The organism is Paraburkholderia sediminicola, from assembly GCF_902859805.1.
Lineage (GTDB): Bacteria > Pseudomonadota > Gammaproteobacteria > Burkholderiales > Burkholderiaceae > Paraburkholderia > Paraburkholderia sediminicola.
This window is the reverse complement of record NZ_CADIKC010000001.1, coordinates 142,402-161,880: the sequence shown is the minus strand read 5'-3', so window position 1 is coordinate 161,880 and position 19,479 is coordinate 142,402. Positions and strand designations below refer to the sequence as shown.

The window sequence follows — 19,479 nt, the reverse complement described above, 5'->3', positions numbered from 1 at the left end:
GCGCGCACGGCATCCCTTACCAGAAGTTATTGAAGGAGAGCAGACATGAGTGGCGATTTGAGCGTAAGCGGAAGTGGGCTCAACAAGGGTGAGACGACGAATGTGACGGAATGGCCGAATCGCACGGCCATGATTCGCGCGGGGGTAATCGGCGGATTGGTCGGGGCCGTGATCATCTGGATTTACGAAGCGCTCATCTGGGTAGGGGCGCAGCACTTGATGCCATTGGCGGGCATTCCACGCAACGCGACGGGGCTGGTGTTCGGCAAGCAGGTGCAGGAATCAATCGGTGTGTGGGCGTACATCGTCGGCACGGGCATTCACTTCGTGTTCGCGTCGGCATGGGGCGTTCTGTTCGCTGCAATCTGGCCTTACTTTCGCCGGCGCGGATACGAAGCCACCTTCGTCGCGCTGTTTTACGCGGTTTTAGCGTGGATCGTCATGCATGTGGCCATCATGATCGCCTCCGATAACCATCCGAACTACTACGACCCGGCTGTGATCATCGGTGGCTTCATGTCTCATATCTTCTTCACCGTCCCCCTTGCCTTGACGGTAAAGCGACTGCTGCAGCCGCACGGGCAATAGAACAAAGAGTTTGGCGAACTTCGAGCGTCAATGCCGATTAAGACAATTTCAACAACACGTGTGATTTGGAGATCTGCAGCATGAATAAAAGTATCAGACGAGTAGACGTTGTGCTGTTCGGAGCAGCGATCGCGGCCTCGGTGCCGGCTTTCGCGCAAAACAGCGTCACGTTATACGGTATCGTCGACAACGGCTTTTCTTATACGAACAACCAGGCGTCGCTCGGCTCCACTAGCGGAGGAAAATCGGCCGTCAAAATGGCGCAGGGGGTATTTGCGGGCAGCCGCTTCGGCCTGAAGGGCGCGGAAGACCTGGGTGGCAACACGAAAGCGATCTTCCAGCTCGAGTCCGGCTTCAATTCGGCAACCGGTGCGCAGCAATACTCCAATGCGATGTTCGGCCGCCAGGCGTGGGTCGGCCTGACCAACCCGACGTACGGTACCTTCACGGCGGGCCGCCAATACGCTTCGTACTACCAGATGCTCTCGCCGTATAGCCCGACCACCTGGATCACCGGCTACTACGGCGCGCATCCTGGCGATATCGACGGCCTCGACACGATCTACCGTGCGAACAACACGCTGGAGTACACGTCGCCGAAGCTCTATGGCCTGACGGTGAGCGGCTCGTATTCGCTGGGCGGCGTGGCGGGCAGCACGAACCAGGGCTCGACCTGGGCGACCGGGATCCAGTATGCAATGGGGCCGGTCGGCGTCGCGGTCGCCTTCTCGCGAATCAACAATTCGACCGCGGGCGGCGGCACATGGGGCGCGGATTCGACCACTACGAATGGCGGCTCGCAGATCGGCGTATCCGCGTTGACGAACGGCTATCAGACTGCGCAGGCGCAACAGCGTTTCGCGGTGGGCGGCGGCTACAAGTTCAATGCCGCGTGGGATGTCACGGCCACCTATTCGAACGTTCAGTACATTCCGGGCAGCGGCTCGAAGTTCCACGATACGGCGATCTTCAATACAGCCGGTGCCGTCTTGCACTGGAAACCGGCCGTTGCGTGGGATTTTGCCACGGGGTACAGCTATACCCGTGCTACACGCGCGAACGGCATTCAGGACAATGCGCAATACCACCAGTTCAATCTCTCCGAGTACTACGCGTTGTCCAAGCGCACGGGTCTGTATGCGTTGGAGGCCTATCAAAAGGCGAAGGGCAAGACGCTGGGCACCAACGGCGCCGGGCAGATCATCGACGCCACGGCGACACTCGGCGACGGGTATAACAGTACGCCGTCTTCCTCTGGGAGTCAGTTGGCGGTGGGTGTGGGCCTTATTCACCGGTTCTGATCGGCAGTTTTTGCCGTGAGAAAGGCCGGGGTCAGTTCAGACCCGGCCTTTTGCCTTTTGTGAACGCTTGCGTGGCCGCGTGCCGGTTACCGAAACCTATTACATCCGAGGTAATTGGCGAGCCGCACGCGCACGCCTAATCTTCGGTCATCGCGCAACTCATCCCGAGCAGCGCTTACGATCGAGGACACACCATGTCGACGTTTCACATTCACACGATTGAATCCGCACCCGAACAATCCAGACCCGTGCTTCGGCAACTCGAGCAGAACTTCGGGCTTATCCCAAACATCGCGGGCGCGATGGCTGAATCGCCGGTGCTGATCGGTGGCTTCATCGGCATCTTCCAGAAAGTTCATTCAGGTACGTTCACGGAAGCGCAGATACAGACCCTGTTGCTGACTAACGCAGTGACCAACGCATGTACATGGGCGGTTGCGTTTCACACCGCGCTTGCGCTGAAAGAGGGGCTTTCACCCGCCGATGTCGAAGCGATTCGCGACGGCCGCGCACCTGCCGATCGCCAACATGCCGCGTTGTCGACTTTGACGAAAACAGCGATCGAGAAGCGCGGACACCTGGACGACAATGACGTGAACTCATTTCTCGAGGCCGGTTTCCGGAAGGACCAGGTGCTTGAAGTCGTCACGGTGCTGGCTGCGTCTACCATCACGAACTACGCCGGCAACATCACCAGGCCGCCTCTCGAAGCGCCGTTCCAGGAATACGTCTGGACCGCGTAGGTCGCGTCTGGAAGGGCTGGTCAGCAACTGGGAGTATGCTGACCGGCACGGTTCGAACGACCGGTTGGCGCCGGGCATCCACGATGCGCCGGCGCCGCCAGTCACCGAACCTGATCTGTATCGACTAACGGACCACAGAGCGATGAATCCTGCGAATCCCGAAAGGAAGGCGCCGCCGAATGAACTCGGCGCGTTGTTGCGTCACTGGAGAGACATGCGCGGCATCAGCCAGTTGGACCTGTCGTTCAACGCGGGTGTCTCGCAGCGTCACATCAGTTTTATCGAAAGCGGACGCAGTGTGCCGAGCCGGCAGATGCTGCTGGATATTGCTCAGACGCTCGACATTCCGCTGCGTGAACGCAACACGTTGCTATTGGCAGCGGGCTATGCGCCGATGTATGCCGACGGCGCCTGGAACGCTCAGGAAATGCAAAGTGTCACGAAAGCGCTTGGGCGAATGTTGCGCCAGCACGAGCCGTTTCCCGCGCTCGTCATGGACCGCTACTGGAACGTGCTGATGACCAATGAATCCGCGCCGCGCTTTTTCAACTGCTTCATCGATATGGCTGCGCGCAAGGGCCCGCGCAACATGCTGCATCTGATTTTCGATCCGGATGGGATGCGTCCGTTCGTTGCCGATTGGCGGGCGGTGTCGAATAGCCTGATTCAGCGTGTTTATCGGGAATCGGTGGGGCGCGTGGTCGACGAACAGACGCACGAGTTGCTTGCCACGTTGCGCGCCTATCCGGATGTGCAGCCGGATGCGAAATCTTCGCAGCGCATCGTGGAAACCGGGGCCGCTGCTGCGGCCATGCCGGTGATCCCTATCGGTTTCGTCAAGGACGGTAAGGTTCTGAACTACTTTTCAATGGTCGCGACCGTGGGCACGCCGCAAGCCGTCGCGGCGCAGGAACTGCGTATCGAATGCATGTTCCCCGCAGACGACGAGACCGAAGCGCGTCATCTCGAGATGATCGACGCGGTCCAGCAACAGCACTAAGCGGCAGCGCCGGCCAACCACTCCAGCGCCGCCGAGACCCATCAGAACCGGTGCCGCAAGCCAACGCTCACAATAGCCTGCGACTGCGTATCCGACGAGTGGCTGTTGCCCTTGTCGCTGACCGACGCGGTCGCCGCGACCGGATTGCCCAGCGCATCCAGCGTGACACCGGACGCGTGCTGATAGCCGCCCATCAGATAGACCGTCGAACGCTTCGAGAGGTTGTACTGCGCGCCAAGCGTCACGTTGTGATATTGCGCGCGCTCATCCACACCTTCCACTTCGCCGCCGCGCGTGTAGCTGTAGCCCGCGAACAGTTGCACGGCCGGGCGGATTGTCCACTGTCCGAACACGCCCGCGATATTGAACGTCGCATGCCCGTTGAACAACGAATCGGCGCCCGAGCGGTACTGCACGTTGCTGTAGTTCACGCCGAGGATGGCCGGGCCGACACTGTACGTAGCGCCCGCGCCGATGATCTGTTGCGATTGCGCGCTCGCGTAACCTTCATTGATGGACGAATTGAACAGGCCGTCGTCCGTGCCGCTCCATTTGCCGACCGTCGAATCTTTCGGCCCGCTCTTGCTGTTATCCGAGCGCTCGTAGCCGACGCCCACATGCAGCGGACCGTTGCCGTATCCCGCGCCCACGCTCCACGTGTTCTGCTGCTTCAGGCTGCCGGGTTGACCGCCGAATCCATACAACGCGCCGAACGTGAAGCCTGAGTAGTTCGCGCTCGTGTACTTGACCGAGTTGTTGACGCGGGCGGTCTGATCGAGATCGTCGATATCGCCCGGATGCGCACCGTAGCCACCCGCAAACGCGACCGGCGAAACGGGCGCGACGAAGTCGTTAAGCGAGGTGTACTGGCGGCCGAGCGTGACCGTGCCGTATTGCTGACTGCCGATGCCGACGAACGCCTGACGGCCGAACAGTCCGCCGTTCTGGCCGGTCTTGCCGTTCGTGATGTCGAAGCCGTCTTCGAGGAGGAACAGCGCGTTCCAGCCACCGCCGAGATCCTCCTGGCCCTTGATGCCGAGGCGGCTGCCGGAGAGGTTGCCGCTCGTCAGCGCGACGTTCGAGTGTCCCGTGTAAGCGCCGACGGAGCCGGTGCGCTCGTTGCTGCGATAGCTGATGCCCGCATCGACGATGCCGTACAGCGTGACGGAGCTCTGTGCGGACGCAATGCCGGCGAAGGACAACAGCAGGGGTGCCGCAATCAATTGCTTTTTCATCTTGGTTTTAGCTCGGTAGGATCGTCTATCTCAAGTCGCCTGCGCGGCGATCTCTCTTTTTGCTGCCGCACGCAGTCCGCTCCTGACCAACGGAGCAGATTGCGTGAAGCGGAGGAAGCGGCTTGCGTTACTTCTTTTACTTGCCCGCATTGCAAGCGCGGTGCAAGGGCGCGATGTTAGTGGCTCAGTGCCGCACCAGGTGGCATTTCGGGCGCATGCACCGTGACCGTCTTGCGGACCTTGGCGACATCTGCCGCGCTGACTGTCGAACCGGTGTTGCCCCAGCTGGTGCGCACGAAGTTCGTGACGTCCGCGACTTCCTGATCGTTCAGGCGCCAGCCGAAGGCGGGCATCGTGAACGAAGACGGCGCGGTCTTCGTGCCTTCGAGCGTGTTGCCGGTCAGCAGCACGTGAATCAGCGAGGTTGCATCCTTGCCCTGCACAACCGGATTGCCGCCCAGTGCCGGGAACACGCGCGTGTAGCCACGGCCATCACTGCGGTGGCAGGCGGTGCAGTTGTCGCGGTACACGGCGGCGCCGGGTGCGCTGGCGTCGCCGGTGCGCAGGGCGCGAGCCGCCGTATCGTCGTACACGTATGGCGTTTCCTTCGGATCGGTTGACGGCAGCGTCTTCAGGTAGCGCGCGATTGCCGTTAGATCGGCGTCGTTCATGTGCTGCATGCTGTGCTGCACGACGTCGGTCATGCCGCCGAATGCCGCGCTGTGCTGCGTGCGGCCGGTCTTCAGGAATTGCACGATATCGGCTTCGCTCCACGAGCCGATGCCGGTGCGTGGATTAGCGCGCAGGCTCGACGGGACCCAACCGTCGATCGCTGCGCCGCCTGCGAGAAACTCGGCGCCGTCGAGATCGCTCAGTGCGCGTTCCTGCATCGTCACCGCACGCGGCGTGTGGCAAGCGCCGCAGTGGCCGAGGCCCTGCACGAGGTAGGCACCGCGTGCGACCATGGGGTCGGCATAGTGCTTGGAATTGAACGCGGCGGGATCAGGCGCGAACAGATATCGCCAGATGCCGAGCGGCCAGCGCATCGACAGCGGCCAGACGATATCGACCGCACGGTTCGTCTGGTTCACGGGCGCGACGCCTTGCGTGAAGTACGCATACAGCGCGTGCATATCGTCATCGCTCAGGCGCGCATACGAGGGGTACGGCATCGCCGGATACAGCGTGTCGCCGTTCGGCCGCACACCAGCACGGACCGCGCGATCGAACTGCGCGAAGGTCCATGAGCCGATGCCGGTGTTGCGATCGGGCGTGATGTTGGTCGAGTAGATCGCGCCGATCGGCGTGTCGAACTTCAGACCGCCGGCGAAAGGTTTGCCCGATTGCGCGGTGTGACACGCGATGCAATCGCCGGCACGCGCGAGGTATTCGCCGTGCGCGATCAACGCCGCGTCGGATTGAGTTGGGGGCGTTGCGGCTTGCGCGGCGAGCGGAACGGACAAGGCAGCCGCCACGCAGAATGACGCTGCGCGCACGCGTCTGAATGCCTGACCCAGGCGTTTCACATCGATGTTTTTCTTCATACGCTCACCAGCGGGCCGGGGTTCTTCAGATACTGCTCGCGGATCGCGCGCGCCGACCAGTAGGCGAGCGCGGCGACCAGGCCGGTCGGGTTGTAGCCGATGCCTTGGGGGAACGCCGACGCGCCCATCACGAACACGTTATGCACGTCCCAGCTTTGCAGGTAACGGTTCAGCACGCTCGTCTTCGGATCGGTGCCCATGATCGCGCCACCGACGAGGTGAGTCGTCTGATAGCGGCGCGAATCGAAGTGCGCGCCGAATTCGCGCGTATAAACGCCGATGGACTTCGGCCCCATCTGCTGCGCGATCTTGTGCATCTGCCCGGTCACGTACTGCGCCATCTTGATGTCGTTGTCCTTCCAGTCGAAGGTCATGCGCAACAACGGCTGGCCGTATGAATCGCGATAGGTCGGATCGAGGTCGAGGAACACGTCGCGGTACGACATGTTGGAACCGTGCGCGTCCATCGAAATCGTGTGCGCGTAGTGGTCCTTCACCGATTTCTTCCAGTCCACGCCCCAGTTGGGCGTGCCGGCCGGCGTCGCGATGCCGCTGATCGGTTTGGTGCCGGCCTGATTCACCCACAACGGCGAGCCGCCGACAAAGCCGAGCGGACCGTGATCGAAGTTGTCGGCATTGAAGTCGTCGACCGCGACGCCGTTGCCGCCCGCACCGATGAACGGATTGGTGAAGGTGTCCTTGTCGAAGAACGCGGTGATCGTCGAGAGGTTCTGATACGCGAAATTGCGGCCGACCACGCCTTCGCCCGAGACCGGGTCATACGGCTTGCCGATGCCCGAGAGTAGAAGCAGGTGGACGTTGTGATACTGGAACGCCGCGACGATCACGAGATCGGCGGGCTGAAAAACTTCGTTGCCCGCCGGATCGACATACGTCACGCCCTTGGCGCGCTTTTTCGTATCGTCGAGTTCGACGCGCAGCACGTGGCAACGCGAGCGCAGTTCGAAATTCGGCAATGGCTTCAACGCCGGCAGGATGTTCAGATTCGGCGACGCCTTCGAGTACATGTAGCACGCGTAGCCGCTGCAGAATCCGCAGAAGTTGCACGGTCCCATCTGCACGCCGTACGGATTCGTGTACGGACCCGACGTATTCGCCGACGGCAGGCGGTACGGGTGCAGCCCGAGTTCGCGCGCGGCCTTGCCGAAGCGTTCGGCCGAGTAGGTGTTCAACTGCGCGGGGAGCGGGAAGTTGTCGCTGCGCGGCGCGTCGAACACGTTACCGTCGCCGACCACCTTGCCGTTGACCATATAAGCCTGGCCCGAGGTGCCGAACACTTTCTCGGCGAAGTCGAAATGCGGTTCGAGTTCGTCGTAGCTGACGCCGTAATCCTGAATCGTCATCCCATCCGGAATGAAGCGCTTGCCATAGCGTTCTTCATAGTGGCTCTTCAGACGCAACTCTTCCGGCGTGATGCGGAAATGCACGCCCGACCAATGCAAGCCGGCGCCGCCGACGCCTTCGCCCGGCAAAAACGCGGCAAGCTGCCGATAAGGCAGGGCGGTTTCGGCGACGTTATGACGGATCGACACAGTGGTCTTGGATAGATCGAGGAACAGCTTCTTGCGGACGTTGTAGGTCAGCTCGTCGATCGTGTTCGGATACGCGCCGTCCGGATAGGTGTCGCGATACTCGCCGCGCTCGAGCGCGACCACTTTGAGGCCGGCTTCGGTGAGTTCCTTCGCGAGGATCGCACCGGTCCAGCCGAAGCCGATGATCACAGCGTCGGCGTGCGGTTTGGTTTGTGTAGTCATCAGGTGCGCTTTCCTTCAATCGACACGGGGCCATACGGATAGGCCTGGCCGTTCTGGTTGACGAAGTCCATGAAATCGGCGCGCGCGCCGGGGAAGCCGATCATCTTCCAGCCGCCCATGTCGCGATTGCCGCCGTGGATCGGGTCGCAGAAGTAGCCTTCGCGGGTGTTTTGCAGCAACTGGCCGAAGAAGACGCCGGCCGGCACGTCCGCGAGTTCGATCGAGCCTTTCTCCAGGGCGGTGAGCACGGTGTCTCGCGTGGGCGCATCGAGGGCGTCGAAGGGATGCGAGTAAGTCTTCGTGCAATGAGCGTTGACTGCCGCGATGCCGAGCCGGTACAGATCGCGCGGCACGAGCTTCAATTGATAGCCGAGTTCCGGCGCGCCTTGCGTGAACGGGCCCTGCATGTACCAGAGCGCGCCGTGCGCGTAGGGCGTGTCCATCTGGCGGTCGATGAACTCGGGCACGCCGGCTTCGACCGCGCCCGGGCCTTCGCTGTCCGATGGAATCAGGCGATCGACCGCCGCGTGGATGAACGCCCATTCCTTCGCGTCGAAGAAATGCGGCTTGTAGTCGGCGCCGGAGGGCTGGCCCGCGGCGGCGGTGCCGCTCGCGCCCTGAGCTGTCGTGGCGGATTGCTTGACTTCACAACCGGCGAGGGTTCCGGCGGGAACCAGCGCAACAGCCGTGCGTAAGAAGCCGCGGCGGGAGGTAAGAGGAGATTGAGCCATATTGTTCTTTATCGCGAGATTGGAGCGCGCCGTGGTGTGCACGGACGGTCGTCGGATTTGGGCGCCATAGTAAATGGAACCGGTTCCAATGTGTCTCTACTTTTTTACAATAAGCTGTTTCGTGAAGTGATTAAATGTTCTCTTGAAAGAAATATGTCTTTCAAATCATAAGTGTTTTGCCGCGCGGAGCACTGGGAAGTTGACGCGAAAAAGCGACGCTTTTTGCTCCGGTCATGGCTGTGAGCGGCCGTTCAGGTGAACGTGGTTTACCCGCGCTTACAGCACGCTGACGACAGCAAACGGTCGCGGGCCGGGCCTGAGCCTGCCATACCGGTCACGTGAATCCCGCTATATCTTCCAGGCGTATTGCGCCGGCCCCGGCGCGAGAATACTTTTCGCCTGCCGCAAACGCGCGAAAACAGATGAAGCCTACAAATTGAAAGAAATTCCGCGCTGAAGGGCTCTTTTCGACGCCCGTGCCTTGCGCCGCCGGAGGCACACATCACGACGACCCTCAAGGAGACAAGCTGTGCTTCCCGCAACCATGCCGATCAACGTTGGCAATACCGCTTTCATGCTGCTGTGCGCGAGCCTCGTCATGCTGATGACACCGGGTCTCGCGTTTTTCTACGGCGGCCTCGTCGAACGCAAGAACGTGCTGGCGATCATGATGCAGAGCTTCATCTCGCTCGCCTGGACAACCGTGCTGTGGTTCGCGTTCGGCTACTCGATGTGCTTTGGCCCAAGCTGGCACGGCATCATTGGCGACCCAACCTACTATGCGTTCCTGCGCGGCATTACGCTGCAAACCATGTACACGGGCAACGATGCGGGCATTCCGCTGGTGGTCCACGTCGCCTATCAGATGATGTTTGCGATCATCACGCCGGCGCTGATCACAGGTGCGTTCACCAACCGCGTGACGTTCAAGGCGTATTTCCTGTTTCTGACCGGCTGGCTGGTCCTGGTCTATTTCCCGTTCGTGCACATGGTCTGGAGTCCGGATGGACTGTTCGCGAAGTGGGGCGTGCTCGATTACGCAGGCGGCATTGTGGTCCACAACACCGCTGGATTCGCTGCGCTAGCGTCGGTGTTGTATGTGGGTCGCCGTCAGACCCTCACGCACAAGCCGCACAACGTGCCCTTGATCGCACTCGGCACGGGTTTGCTGTGGTTCGGCTGGTACGGCTTTAACGCCGGCTCCGAACTGCGCGTCGACGCCATCACGGCTTCGTCTTTCCTTAACACCGATGTCGCCGCTTCGTTCGCTGCCATTACGTGGCTGCTGATCGAATGGGCCAACGCACGTCAGCCGAAATTCATCGGCTTGCTGACCGGTTCGGTCGCCGGCCTCGCGACCATCACGCCCGCGGCCGGCTATGTGTCATTAAGCACCGCCGCGATAATCGGCATTTCTGCCGGTGTGATCTGTTATTACGCCGTTGCGCTGAAAAACCGGCTCGGCCTCGACGACGCGCTCGACGTATGGGGCGTGCATGGCGTGGGAGGCCTCGTCGGTACCGTTCTGCTCGGCGTGTTCGCATCGAAGGCGTGGAATCCGAATGGCGCGGATGGCCTGCTGTTGGGCGGCGGCGCGTTCTTCGTCAAGCAATGCGTGGCGGTATGCGTGTCCGGCGTCTGGGCGTTCGTGTTCACGTGGGGCATGTTGTGGCTGATCAACCGAGTGACACCCGTTAAGGTGGGTGAAGCCGCCGCGCAGCACGGGCTCGATACCGAGTTGCATGGCGAAGTGGCTTATCTGGACGCTTAAGCCCATGGTCGCCTCTGTGCTAGCGTTGGGTCTGGGCCCAACGTTAAGCGCAGCATCCATGGAAAACCTCCTCAAAAAGCTCGACCTCACCTCGCTGCGCCTGTTCGTCGCCGTCTGCCAGGAGCAGAACATCGCGCGCGCGGCTGAGCGCGAGTTCATCGCGTCGTCCGCGGTGAGCCGGCGCATCGCCGAAATCGAGGCGCTGATCGGCTTGCCGGTGATTCAGCGCCAGTCGCGCGGCATTACGGTGACGCCGGTCGGCGAGACGGTGCTGCGCTATGCGCTGGCGATCATCGGCAATATCGAACAGATGAGCGCGGATCTGTCGCGCTTTTCCTCGGGGGCGAAGGGCCGGGTGAGGGTGGTGGCGAACCTCTCGTCGATCGTGCAGTTTTTGCCGGAGGACGTGGCGGCTTTCGGGCGCGCGTTCCCGGAGGTGTCGATCGAACTGGAGGAAGAGAACAGCGCCGACGTGCTGCGTATCGTCGACGAACACGGCGCGGACTTTGGCATCTGCAATCCGGTGGCGGGCAGTGAAGCCTTCGAGCAGGTGCCTTATCGGGAGGACCGACTAGCGGTGCTGGTGCCGGGCGGTCATCGTCTGGCCGCCGCATCGCGCGTGGCCTTCGAGGAGTTGCTAGACGACAGCTTTGTCGGCCTGCGCAGCGAGAGCGCGCTGACGAAACTTCTCGCGCAGCAGGCGGCCAGCACAGGGCGGCAGATCGACGTCAAGATCCGCGTCAGCAGCCTCGATGCGCTGTGCCGGATGGTCCATGCCGGTCTTGGCATCGCAATCGTGCCGGAGCAGGTGGGGCTGCTCTATGTGAATGCGCTCGACGTGCGCCTGCTGTCCTTGAGCGATGCCTGGGCCGTGCGGCATCTCATCATGATCTTCAAGTCGCGCGATCAGTTAAGCGCCAGCGCGGCGGCGCTCGTCGGGTTCCTCGGCAGCAAGCCCTAGCCCGCGGGGCGCCTCGCACCATTCTCCAAACAAGACGTCTGGGTTGCCGGACCGGCACTTCGGCATTGCCTGCGCGCGCCGTATAGTGGGCGCAAGGAGAATGCTCATGAGCGATACGATTCGTCTGGACGGCCGCGTGCTGTACCTGTCCCAGGACCCCGCGGTGATCGAGGCGCAACTCGCCGGTGAAAATTTCACGCGCGCCACCGCCGGTGCGCTGCGCGATAACGTCTCTACCGACGAAATCACACCGGTCACCGTCATGCTCACCTATGACGAACGCCTCGGCCAGTATCCGTACGTCGGCTTCAAGGCGGGCGAGCGCATGCCGATTGGCCGCCATGCGGTCAGGAACGGCGGCTTCCAGGTGACGGTGGCGGGCAAGCGCTACGGCAAGGGGTCGTCGCGCGAATCGAGTCCGTTGGCGGAGTTGTCGGCGGGCATTCGCCTGATCGTCGCGGAGAGTTTCGAGCGTATCTATCAGCAGAACTGCGACAACATCGGCATTCTCACCACCACCGATTTCTCCGTGCTCGATCGTCTGATCGCAGGAGAGGCGGTGCCGATCGACGAGTTTCTCAAGGGGCGCGATGCGCTCACGCAGCAGATCATTCGCAGCGGTGGCTTGCTTGCGTACAGCAAGTTCGCGGACTGGCCGGCGCCGCGTGTGCGGGAGACGGCCAACGTGGCAAATGCGGCAAGCACCGCCGAGCCTAAGACGCTGGTCGAGAAGATCATCGAACGCCATCTTCATCCGGGTATTGAAAGCGCGCAGCGCGGCGACGGCGTGTTCATCGCCGCCGACTGGCGCTTCAGCCACGACTATTTCACCGGCATGTGCGCGCATCTGATGCATCGCGCGTTCGGCAAGCCCGCGCCGCTGCACGCGCCGGATCACATCATCGCGTTCCAGGATCACCTGGTGCTCGCTTCGCAAAGCATTCCGCACGTTCGCGACGGATTGCTGCCGGGCGTTGCCAATCTGATGGAAGGGCACACGTCGTTCTCGCGCGACTATCCGGTGCGCTCGCACGGCGCGCTCGACAACTCGCCGGGTTCCGAAGGCATCTGTCATGCGTTGATGGCCGAGCAGTACGCGTTGCCTGGCCAGGTTGCATGCGGCACCGACTCGCACACGCCGCATTCCGGCGCGCTCGGTTGCCTGGCATTCGGTGCAGGCGCAACCGAAATCGCCAATAGCTGGGTGACGGGTTACGTGCGCTGCAAGGTGCCGGAGACCTTGCGCATTGAAATCGACGGCACGTTGCGCGACGGCGTCACCGCGAAGGATCTCGTGCTGCACCTCTTGCAGATGGACGCGATCCGCTCGGGCGGCGCGATCGGTCTCGTATTCGAATACGGCGGCGCCGCGGTGCGCGCGATGTCGATCGACGAACGCGCCACGCTGACCAACATGGTCGCGGAACTGGGTGGCTTCACGGGTATCGTGGAGCCGGACGAACGCACGGTGGCGTTCCTGAAGGAGCGCCGCGGTGTCGATTTCACCCTTGAAAACTGGATGAAAAGCGATCCGGACGCCACGTATCGCGACACGATCCGCATCGACGCCACCGCCATCGAACCGATGCTCGCGCGCCCGGGCGATCCGGGCAACGGCGTGCCGGCACCGCAACTCACGCAGGACGTCGCGATCGATATCGCGTATGGCGGCTCGTGTACGGCGGGCAAGCGCGAAGACTTCGACTTCTATCACGAGGTATTGCGTTGGGGTGTGGAGCAGGGCATGCATGTGCCCGAGGGCACGCGTCTCTTCCTGCAATTCGGCACCATGGCCGTGCGCGCCTATTGCGAGAATCAGGGCTATTTACCGGTTTTCGAGCGCGCGGGCGTGACGCTCGTGATGCCGGGCTGCGGTTCCTGCGCGAACTGCGGACCGGGGCAGTCGGCCGATGCGAACGAGGTGACGATCAGCGCGATCAACCGCAATTTCCCCGGCCGTTCAGGGCCGGGCAATGTGTGGCTCGCGAGCCCGTACACCGTTGCGGCGAGCGCGCTGGCCGGAAAAATCACCACCTTCGAACAATTGAAGCGCGCCCGCGGCTAGAATGCTGGCCGGACCTTGCGGCCCGGCATCGTGGTGCGCGTGACACATGAAAGTACCCAAGGCCGGCACAAGACCGGCCGCGGCGAGCATCATCGTGCATCGCCTGAATGACCCGCATCACCAGGAGACAAACAATATGGCATCCCCCGATCACGCTGGGTCCGTCGCGCGCAACGCCGGCGGCGCGGCGTCTTGCGCAAGCGCAACTGCCGCGGCGTCCGCAGCATCCAGCACGCTCGACGCCGGCAGCATCTCCGCGCGCCTCGACCGGCTGCCCGCCACGCGTTCCGTCTGGAAGCTGGTGGTGCTGCTGAGCCTCGGCTTCTTCTTCGAACTGTACGACCTGCTGTACTCGGGCTACGTGGCGCCTGGCCTCGTCAAAAGCGGCCTGCTGACTGCAACCACGCACGGTCTGTTCGGCTCGACCGGCGTCGCGAGTTTCATCGCCGCACTGTTCAGCGGACTGTTCATCGGCACGATCGCGTGCGGCTTCCTGGCGGATCGCTTCGGCCGCCGCGCCGTATTCACGTATTCGCTGCTGTGGTACACGGCGGCCAACGTTGTGATGGCGTTTCAGGAAACAGCCACGGGTTTGAACTTCTGGCGCTTCGTGGCGGGCGTCGGTATCGGCGTCGAGCTCGTGACAATCGGTACGTACATTTCGGAGCTGGTCCCCAAGCAGATTCGCGGCCGCGCTTTCGCATGCGAGCAGGCGGTTGGTTTTACGGCCGTCCCAGTGGTGGCTTTTCTCTCTTATCTATTGGTGCCGCGCACGCTGTTCGGCCTTGACGGCTGGCGCTGGGTGGTGCTGATCGGCGCACACGGAGCGCTGTTTGTATGGTGGATCCGGCGCGCGTTGCCGGAAAGCCCGCGTTGGCTCGCGCAACAAGGGCGTCTCGCCGAAGCCGATCGCGTGATGAGCGAGCTCGAAGCGAAAGTACGCACCGAATATGGCCGTGAACTGCCGCCGCCGGCGGCGCCGCCCGCACCGGTTGCGCCGCGCGGCAGCTTCCGCGATATGTGGGTGCCGCCGTACCGCAGCCGCACGCTGATGATGACGATCTTCAATATCTTCCAGACCGTCGGTTTTTACGGCTTTGCGAACTGGGTGCCGACGCTGCTGATCAAGCAGGGCATTACGATCACCACGAGCCTGATGTATTCGAGCGTGATCGCGTTGGCCGCGCCGATTGGTCCGGTGATCGGCCTTTTTATCGGCGACCGCTTCGAGCGCAAGACGGTGATCGTGGTGATGGCGGCCGTGAATATCGTGTGCGGGCTGTGGTTCAGTCAGGCGTCCGGCGCGGTGTTGCTGGTGAGCCTCGGCGTGTGTCTGACGCTTGCGGGCAACATCATTTCGTACAGCTACCATGCCTATCAGACCGAGCTCTTTCCGACCAGTATCCGCGCGCGGGCAGTGGGCTTCGTCTATTCGTGGAGCCGTTTCTCGGCGATTTTCACGGCATTCCTGATCGCGGCGGTATTGAAGCACTTCGGCACGACGGGCGTGTTCGTGTTCATTGCAGGCGCGATGCTGATCGTCATGCTGGCGATCGGCTTGATGGGGCCGCGGACGAAGGGACTCGAACTGGAGAAGATTTCCAGGTAGTGATTCGATGCACGGGTCGAGCAAAGGACTATTCGCCGTACACAGATAGGAGGTTTTATGAAAGCCACACAAACTCTTACACGCTACAAAGCCTGGGCGGACGAGCTGTTTCTGTCAGTCGTGGCTTCCGTTCCCGCTGCAGAGCTTATCGCACCGCGGCCAATCAGCTTTCGCAGCCTGATTGGGACGCTCAACCATTCGTATGCAATGGATTACGTCTGGCAATGTCACCTGCTTGGCAAACCTCACAATTTGACTACACGCAATCCCGAAACCTGGCCGACATTCGAGGAATTAGCTGCCAGGCAACGGAGCATTGACGAGTGGTATGTGAACTACGCCGATGCAGCTACGGAAGACGAACTGGCAGAAATCGTGCAATTTGAGTTCATTGGCGGTGGTACAGGGCGCATGACTCGTCGGGATATGGTTTTGCACGTGGTGAACCACACCACCTACCATCGTGGCCATGCAGCGGCCATTCTTTACACGCTCGACATTTTCCCGCCAGCCACGGATATGCCGGTGTTTCTGCGGCAACAGTCGGGGAGTTACTGACAGCGTTATTTAGTCCGGTGCTGGTCTCTGGTGTCGCGGCGGTTCCGTGCACTGGGGGCTGTTATGTAGTTTGCCTTCCGCCCATCTGCGCCCACGCGCTGCGCATCGCGCTTCCGCCACGGGAAGCGACGACGACACCATGCGCCGTCGTTACATCTGCGCCGCGCACTCGCATTCATCTCTCCCTGAAAAGCGTGATGCCCCTGAGGCATCGCGACAGCCATCAATCGGCATTGGCGTAAATCGGACTGATTTCCGATAGTACGGGTGTCGCCGCGCCATTTGCATCCGCCGCTGCGCAGCACGCCAACATACCGGAGACAAAGATATGGCGACCGACCGTTCCCGCATATCGACGGACATCGATTTCGACAAGAATGGCTTTCAGACCGGCACGCTGCGTGTGCCGCATTCAGTTGACCGTTCCGCATACGGCCATATCCCGATTCCGATTGCCGTACTCAAGAACGGCGGCGGTCCGACCGCGTTGCTGACGGGCGGCAATCACGGCGACGAATACGAAGGTCCGATCGCATTGATGAAACTGCTGCAGCGAATGCCGTCGATGCAGATCAACGGCCGCCTGATCGTCGTGCCGGGGCTTAACTTTCCGGCGTTTCTCGCCGGCCGGCGCACCTCGCCGATCGACGGTGCCAATATGAACCGGATTTTTCCGGGACGTCGCGACGGTTCGGTCACGGAGATGATTGCCCATTACGTGGATACCGAACTGTTCCCGCGCGCCGACTTTGTTTTCGACATTCATGCGGGCGGCGCGTCATTCGATCATCTGCCGACCTTGCTGGTCGCTCCACCCGCCGATCCCGGGCGACGCAGCGCCTACCAGAGAATCATCGATGCATTTGCGTCACCCTACGCGATGGTGATGGACCTGCTCGGCGAGGACCGCACTTATGGCGCGGCAATCGAGCGGCATGGCAAGCTGTTCCTGTGCGGCGAATTCGGCGGCTATTCGACATGCAATCCGGATGGTCTCGCGATTGTCGAGGAAGGCTTGCAGCGGGTGCTGTCGGTGCTCGGCATCGAATCCCGCGAGACGCTGCCCCCGCCACGCTACGACACACGCTGGCTGAGCGTCCAGGGCGAGCGGCACTATGTTTTCTCGTCGACGCGCGGGATCTTCGAGCCCACATTCAGGATCGGCGACGCGGTTAAGGACGGTCAACTGGCCGGCCGGGTGTTCGATCCACATGCGCCATGGGCCGCTCCCGTTGAACTCAGGTTTCGGGGCGCAGGAACGGTCATGGTTGTCCGTTCATTCGCGAGCGTCGAGCCAGGCGATTGCGTCGCGCTGATCGCGTCCAGTACCCAGGCTCAATGAGCGCGGAGAGAACGATGGCCGCTATTCCCCTTATTGCAGGCGTCGACGGGCGCGACGCGCTTTATCGCAGGATTACCTGGCGGCTACTGCCGTTTCTGACGCTCTGCTACATGCTCGCGTACCTCGATCGCATCAACATTGGCTTCGCCAAGCTTCAGATGCAGACCGAGCTCGCGTTCTCCGATGCTGCCTATGGCGTCGCCGCCGGCATTTTTTTCATCGGCTACGTGCTATTCGAAATTCCCAGCAACCTGCTGCTGCCGAGAATCGGCGCGCGTAAGACGCTCTCGCGGATCATGGTGCTGTGGGGTATCACGTCAGCATCGATGTTATTCGTGCGGGACGTGCACACGTTTTATGCGTTGCGTTTTCTGCTTGGCGTGTTCGAGGCAGGGTTCGCGCCTGGTATGGTGCTGTACCTGACTTACTGGTACGCGCCGTCCCGGACGGCACGCGCGATGGCGATCGTCATGTGGGCGGGGCCGATTGGCGGCGTGCTCGGCGGCCCTCTGTCGAGCTGGGCGATGACGTCGCTCGCCGGTGCACACGGCCTCGAAGGCTGGCAATGGATGTTCCTCCTCGAAGGCCTTCCGTGCTGCGTGCTGGGGGTGATTGCATTCTTCTTTCTCGATGATCGTCCACAGCAGGCGCGCTGGCTGTCAACTGACGAGAAGGCGTTACTTGATGAAGATCTCGAAACGGCCCGTGCGCATCGCGCGTCCAGCGAGACCAGGCATCACTCACTGCGTACGGTTGTCTGCGACCTGCGTGTGCTTACGCTCGCGTTCAGCAACTTCTGTGTGATCGCGGGCATTTACACGGTGAGTTTCTGGCTGCCGACGATCCTCAGGACAGCCGGCCTCGCGGGCACGATGGCGATCGGCCTGTGGTCGTCGATTCCATACATTGCGGCGATTGCCGTGATGGGATGGCTCTGTCGCAGCTCAGATCGCCGCAATGAACGCCGGCGCCATAGCGCGGTAGCGAGTATCGCCGGCGCCGCTGCACTTGCTATCGCCGCGCTGCATCCCACCGACCTCGCAATCGCGCTGCCCGCCATCACGATCGCCACTGCCATGCTCTGGGCGTCATACACTGTTCTATGGGCCCTGCCGGCAGGGTACCTCGGCAGCGGGGCCGTCGCGGGTGGCATTGCCTTCATCAACATTTGCGGCGCACTCGGCGGCTTTGCAAGTCCGATCATCATCGGCTGCATCAAATCCCTGACAGGCAGCATGCAGGCGGGCATGTTCACGATCGTTGCCATCGCGTTCGCCGGCGCTGTGGCAATGCTTTTGAATCCCATCGAACGCAAGACGGAACGACATCATGGATGAGCAATCGACGATCTATCGCGTTGGCGACGCGACCGTTACCCGTGTGGAGGAACAACGCTTTCAGTTGAATACCGGCAAGCTGTTCGCCGATTTCGACCCAGCTGTGCTCGAAGAACATCGCGGGTGGCTGACGAACGCACATGTAGACGAGGCCGGAGAAAACTTCCTGCTGAGCGTCAACACCTGGGTTGTGCGAATCGGCGGGAAGATCATTCTGGTTGACACCGCGAGCGGCAATCATAAGAACCGCCCATTTAGCGCGCTCTTTCACCAGTTGAATACGCCCTGGCTCGAGCGGCTTGAGCGCGCGGGAGTCAAACCGGAAGAGGTCGACCTCGTGCTGCTCACGCACCTGCACGTCGATCATGTCGGATGGAATACCCGGCTTGTCGACGGCCGCTGGGTGCCGACGTTTCCCAATGCCCGATACGTGTTCTCAAAGATCGAGCGCGAGTTCTTCGACACGCCGGCTGGCGAAAGCCGCCGCATGGTTTTCGAAGACAGTGTGCTGCCAGTGATCGAAGCGAGGCGCTCCGAAGAGATCGGTCCGGATGGCGGCGAATACCTTCCGGGAATTCGCTTTCATCCGACGCCGGGCCACAGTGCCGGGCACATGTCGATCGAAATCGAGTCGGCGGGTGCGCATGCGTTCTTTAGCGGTGATGTGTGGCATCACCCGATTCAGGTGTGCCGCCCGGCGTGGAGTTCGGTGTTCTGCGCGGATAAAGCTCGCGCGAATCTGTCGCGGCAGTGGTTCATCGACCTCACGGCCGACACGGGTGCGACAGTGTTCACTCCGCATTTCGCAGGGACTTCGGCGGGCGTGGTGTCGCGAGCCGGTGACAGCTTCATGTGGCAGTTTCTCTGAGGCCGATGGTCTGCCGGGCGACCGGTAAGCCGCGTACCGCGCTGTCGGCGC

The 19,479-nt window shown here is 61.8% G+C and carries 16 protein-coding genes; 12 read left to right on the top strand and 4 right to left on the bottom strand.

Annotated elements, in window-relative coordinates; genetic code table 11:
• Window positions 1–45 precede the first annotated feature (45 nt).
• From R8871_RS00730 to R8871_RS00715, 4 genes are all read left to right on the top strand, one after another.
• Window positions 46–588, top strand: a complete 543-nt coding sequence (locus R8871_RS00730) for a hypothetical protein (RefSeq protein WP_175048592.1) — start codon at window positions 46–48, stop codon at window positions 586–588.
• 80 nt (window positions 589–668) lie between these two features.
• Window positions 669–1,889, top strand: coding sequence for a porin (locus tag R8871_RS00725; protein ID WP_175048591.1), 1,221 nt, complete (start codon window positions 669–671; stop codon window positions 1,887–1,889).
• Window positions 1,890–2,083: 194 nt separating this feature from the next.
• The gene (locus R8871_RS00720; protein ID WP_175048590.1) at window positions 2,084–2,632 is read left to right on the top strand and encodes a carboxymuconolactone decarboxylase family protein; all 549 of its coding nucleotides are present in this window, start codon (window positions 2,084–2,086) and stop codon (window positions 2,630–2,632) included.
• 142 nt (window positions 2,633–2,774) lie between these two features.
• Entirely contained in the window at window positions 2,775–3,632 is an 858-nt protein-coding gene (locus R8871_RS00715; protein ID WP_175048589.1) for a helix-turn-helix domain-containing protein, read from the top strand.
• A gap of 41 nt (window positions 3,633–3,673) precedes the next feature.
• Here the strand turns inward: R8871_RS00715 and R8871_RS00710 are convergent, their stop codons facing one another.
• From R8871_RS00710 to R8871_RS00695, 4 genes are all read right to left on the bottom strand, one after another.
• A complete protein-coding gene (locus R8871_RS00710) occupies window positions 3,674–4,867 on the bottom strand; it encodes a porin (RefSeq protein WP_175048588.1) in 1,194 nt (397 codons plus the stop codon).
• A 176-nt stretch (window positions 4,868–5,043) separates the two neighbouring features.
• Window positions 5,044–6,411, bottom strand: a complete 1,368-nt coding sequence (locus R8871_RS00705) for a c-type cytochrome (protein WP_175048587.1) — start codon at window positions 6,409–6,411, stop codon at window positions 5,044–5,046.
• Complete coding sequence (locus tag R8871_RS00700; protein ID WP_175048586.1) at window positions 6,408–8,186, bottom strand: GMC family oxidoreductase; 1,779 nt, start codon at window positions 8,184–8,186, stop codon at window positions 6,408–6,410. Before R8871_RS00700 ends, R8871_RS00705 begins: the two co-directional genes overlap by 4 nt.
• Window positions 8,186–8,917 (bottom strand): gluconate 2-dehydrogenase subunit 3 family protein, encoded by a 732-nt coding sequence (locus tag R8871_RS00695; protein ID WP_175048585.1) that lies wholly within the window; start codon window positions 8,915–8,917, stop codon window positions 8,186–8,188. The genes R8871_RS00700 and R8871_RS00695 overlap by 1 nt, the downstream gene beginning before the upstream one ends.
• Window positions 8,918–9,446: 529 nt before the next feature.
• Here R8871_RS00695 and R8871_RS00690 point away from each other — a divergent pair.
• The 8 genes from R8871_RS00690 (at window position 9,447) to R8871_RS00655 (ending at window position 19,428) form a co-directional block, all read left to right on the top strand.
• Complete coding sequence (locus R8871_RS00690; protein WP_216674285.1) at window positions 9,447–10,688, top strand: ammonium transporter; 1,242 nt, start codon at window positions 9,447–9,449, stop codon at window positions 10,686–10,688.
• Window positions 10,689–10,746: 58 nt separating this feature from the next.
• Window positions 10,747–11,649 carry a LysR family transcriptional regulator gene (locus tag R8871_RS00685; RefSeq protein WP_175048584.1) on the top strand — a complete coding sequence of 301 codons (903 nt, stop codon included), beginning with the start codon at window positions 10,747–10,749 and terminating at the stop codon, window positions 11,647–11,649.
• 106 nt (window positions 11,650–11,755) lie between these two features.
• Complete coding sequence (locus tag R8871_RS00680) at window positions 11,756–13,714, top strand: aconitase family protein (protein WP_175048583.1); 1,959 nt, start codon at window positions 11,756–11,758, stop codon at window positions 13,712–13,714.
• Window positions 13,715–13,850: 136 nt separating this feature from the next.
• Complete coding sequence (locus R8871_RS00675; RefSeq protein ID WP_175048582.1) at window positions 13,851–15,323, top strand: MFS transporter; 1,473 nt, start codon at window positions 13,851–13,853, stop codon at window positions 15,321–15,323.
• A 57-nt stretch (window positions 15,324–15,380) separates the two neighbouring features.
• Window positions 15,381–15,881: a DinB family protein gene (locus R8871_RS00670; protein WP_175048581.1), complete on the top strand. Its 501-nt coding sequence runs from the start codon at window positions 15,381–15,383 to the stop codon at window positions 15,879–15,881.
• Between the two features lie 328 nt (window positions 15,882–16,209).
• Window positions 16,210–17,223 carry a succinylglutamate desuccinylase/aspartoacylase family protein gene (locus R8871_RS00665; protein WP_175048580.1) on the top strand — a complete coding sequence of 338 codons (1,014 nt, stop codon included), beginning with the start codon at window positions 16,210–16,212 and terminating at the stop codon, window positions 17,221–17,223.
• 14 nt (window positions 17,224–17,237) lie between these two features.
• Window positions 17,238–18,560, top strand: coding sequence for an MFS transporter (locus R8871_RS00660; protein WP_175048579.1), 1,323 nt, complete (start codon window positions 17,238–17,240; stop codon window positions 18,558–18,560).
• Window positions 18,553–19,428 (top strand): MBL fold metallo-hydrolase, encoded by an 876-nt coding sequence (locus tag R8871_RS00655; protein ID WP_175048578.1) that lies wholly within the window; start codon window positions 18,553–18,555, stop codon window positions 19,426–19,428. The genes R8871_RS00660 and R8871_RS00655 overlap by 8 nt, the downstream gene beginning before the upstream one ends.
• The last annotated feature ends 51 nt before the right edge of the window (window positions 19,429–19,479 follow it).

Excerpts from the sequence above, each read along its gene's own strand:
- R8871_RS00730 (WP_175048592.1), top strand. The coding sequence starts at position 46 with ATGAGTGGCGATTTGAGCGTAAGCGGAAGTGGGCTCAACAAGGGTGAG.
- R8871_RS00680 (WP_175048583.1), top strand. The coding sequence starts at position 11,756 with ATGAGCGATACGATTCGTCTGGACGGCCGCGTGCTGTACCTGTCCCAG.
- R8871_RS00685 (WP_175048584.1), top strand. The coding sequence starts at position 10,747 with ATGGAAAACCTCCTCAAAAAGCTCGACCTCACCTCGCTGCGCCTGTTC.
- R8871_RS00695 (WP_175048585.1), bottom strand. The coding sequence starts at position 8,917 with ATGGCTCAATCTCCTCTTACCTCCCGCCGCGGCTTCTTACGCACGGCT.
- R8871_RS00655 (WP_175048578.1), top strand. The coding sequence starts at position 18,553 with ATGGATGAGCAATCGACGATCTATCGCGTTGGCGACGCGACCGTTACC.
- R8871_RS00710 (WP_175048588.1), bottom strand. The coding sequence starts at position 4,867 with ATGAAAAAGCAATTGATTGCGGCACCCCTGCTGTTGTCCTTCGCCGGC.
- R8871_RS00670 (WP_175048581.1), top strand. The coding sequence starts at position 15,381 with ATGAAAGCCACACAAACTCTTACACGCTACAAAGCCTGGGCGGACGAG.
- R8871_RS00705 (WP_175048587.1), bottom strand. The coding sequence starts at position 6,411 with ATGAAGAAAAACATCGATGTGAAACGCCTGGGTCAGGCATTCAGACGC.
- R8871_RS00665 (WP_175048580.1), top strand. The coding sequence starts at position 16,210 with ATGGCGACCGACCGTTCCCGCATATCGACGGACATCGATTTCGACAAG.
- R8871_RS00675 (WP_175048582.1), top strand. The coding sequence starts at position 13,851 with ATGGCATCCCCCGATCACGCTGGGTCCGTCGCGCGCAACGCCGGCGGC.
- R8871_RS00660 (WP_175048579.1), top strand. The coding sequence starts at position 17,238 with ATGGCCGCTATTCCCCTTATTGCAGGCGTCGACGGGCGCGACGCGCTT.
- R8871_RS00720 (WP_175048590.1), top strand. The coding sequence starts at position 2,084 with ATGTCGACGTTTCACATTCACACGATTGAATCCGCACCCGAACAATCC.
- R8871_RS00700 (WP_175048586.1), bottom strand. The coding sequence starts at position 8,186 with ATGACTACACAAACCAAACCGCACGCCGACGCTGTGATCATCGGCTTC.
- R8871_RS00725 (WP_175048591.1), top strand. The coding sequence starts at position 669 with ATGAATAAAAGTATCAGACGAGTAGACGTTGTGCTGTTCGGAGCAGCG.
- R8871_RS00715 (WP_175048589.1), top strand. The coding sequence starts at position 2,775 with ATGAATCCTGCGAATCCCGAAAGGAAGGCGCCGCCGAATGAACTCGGC.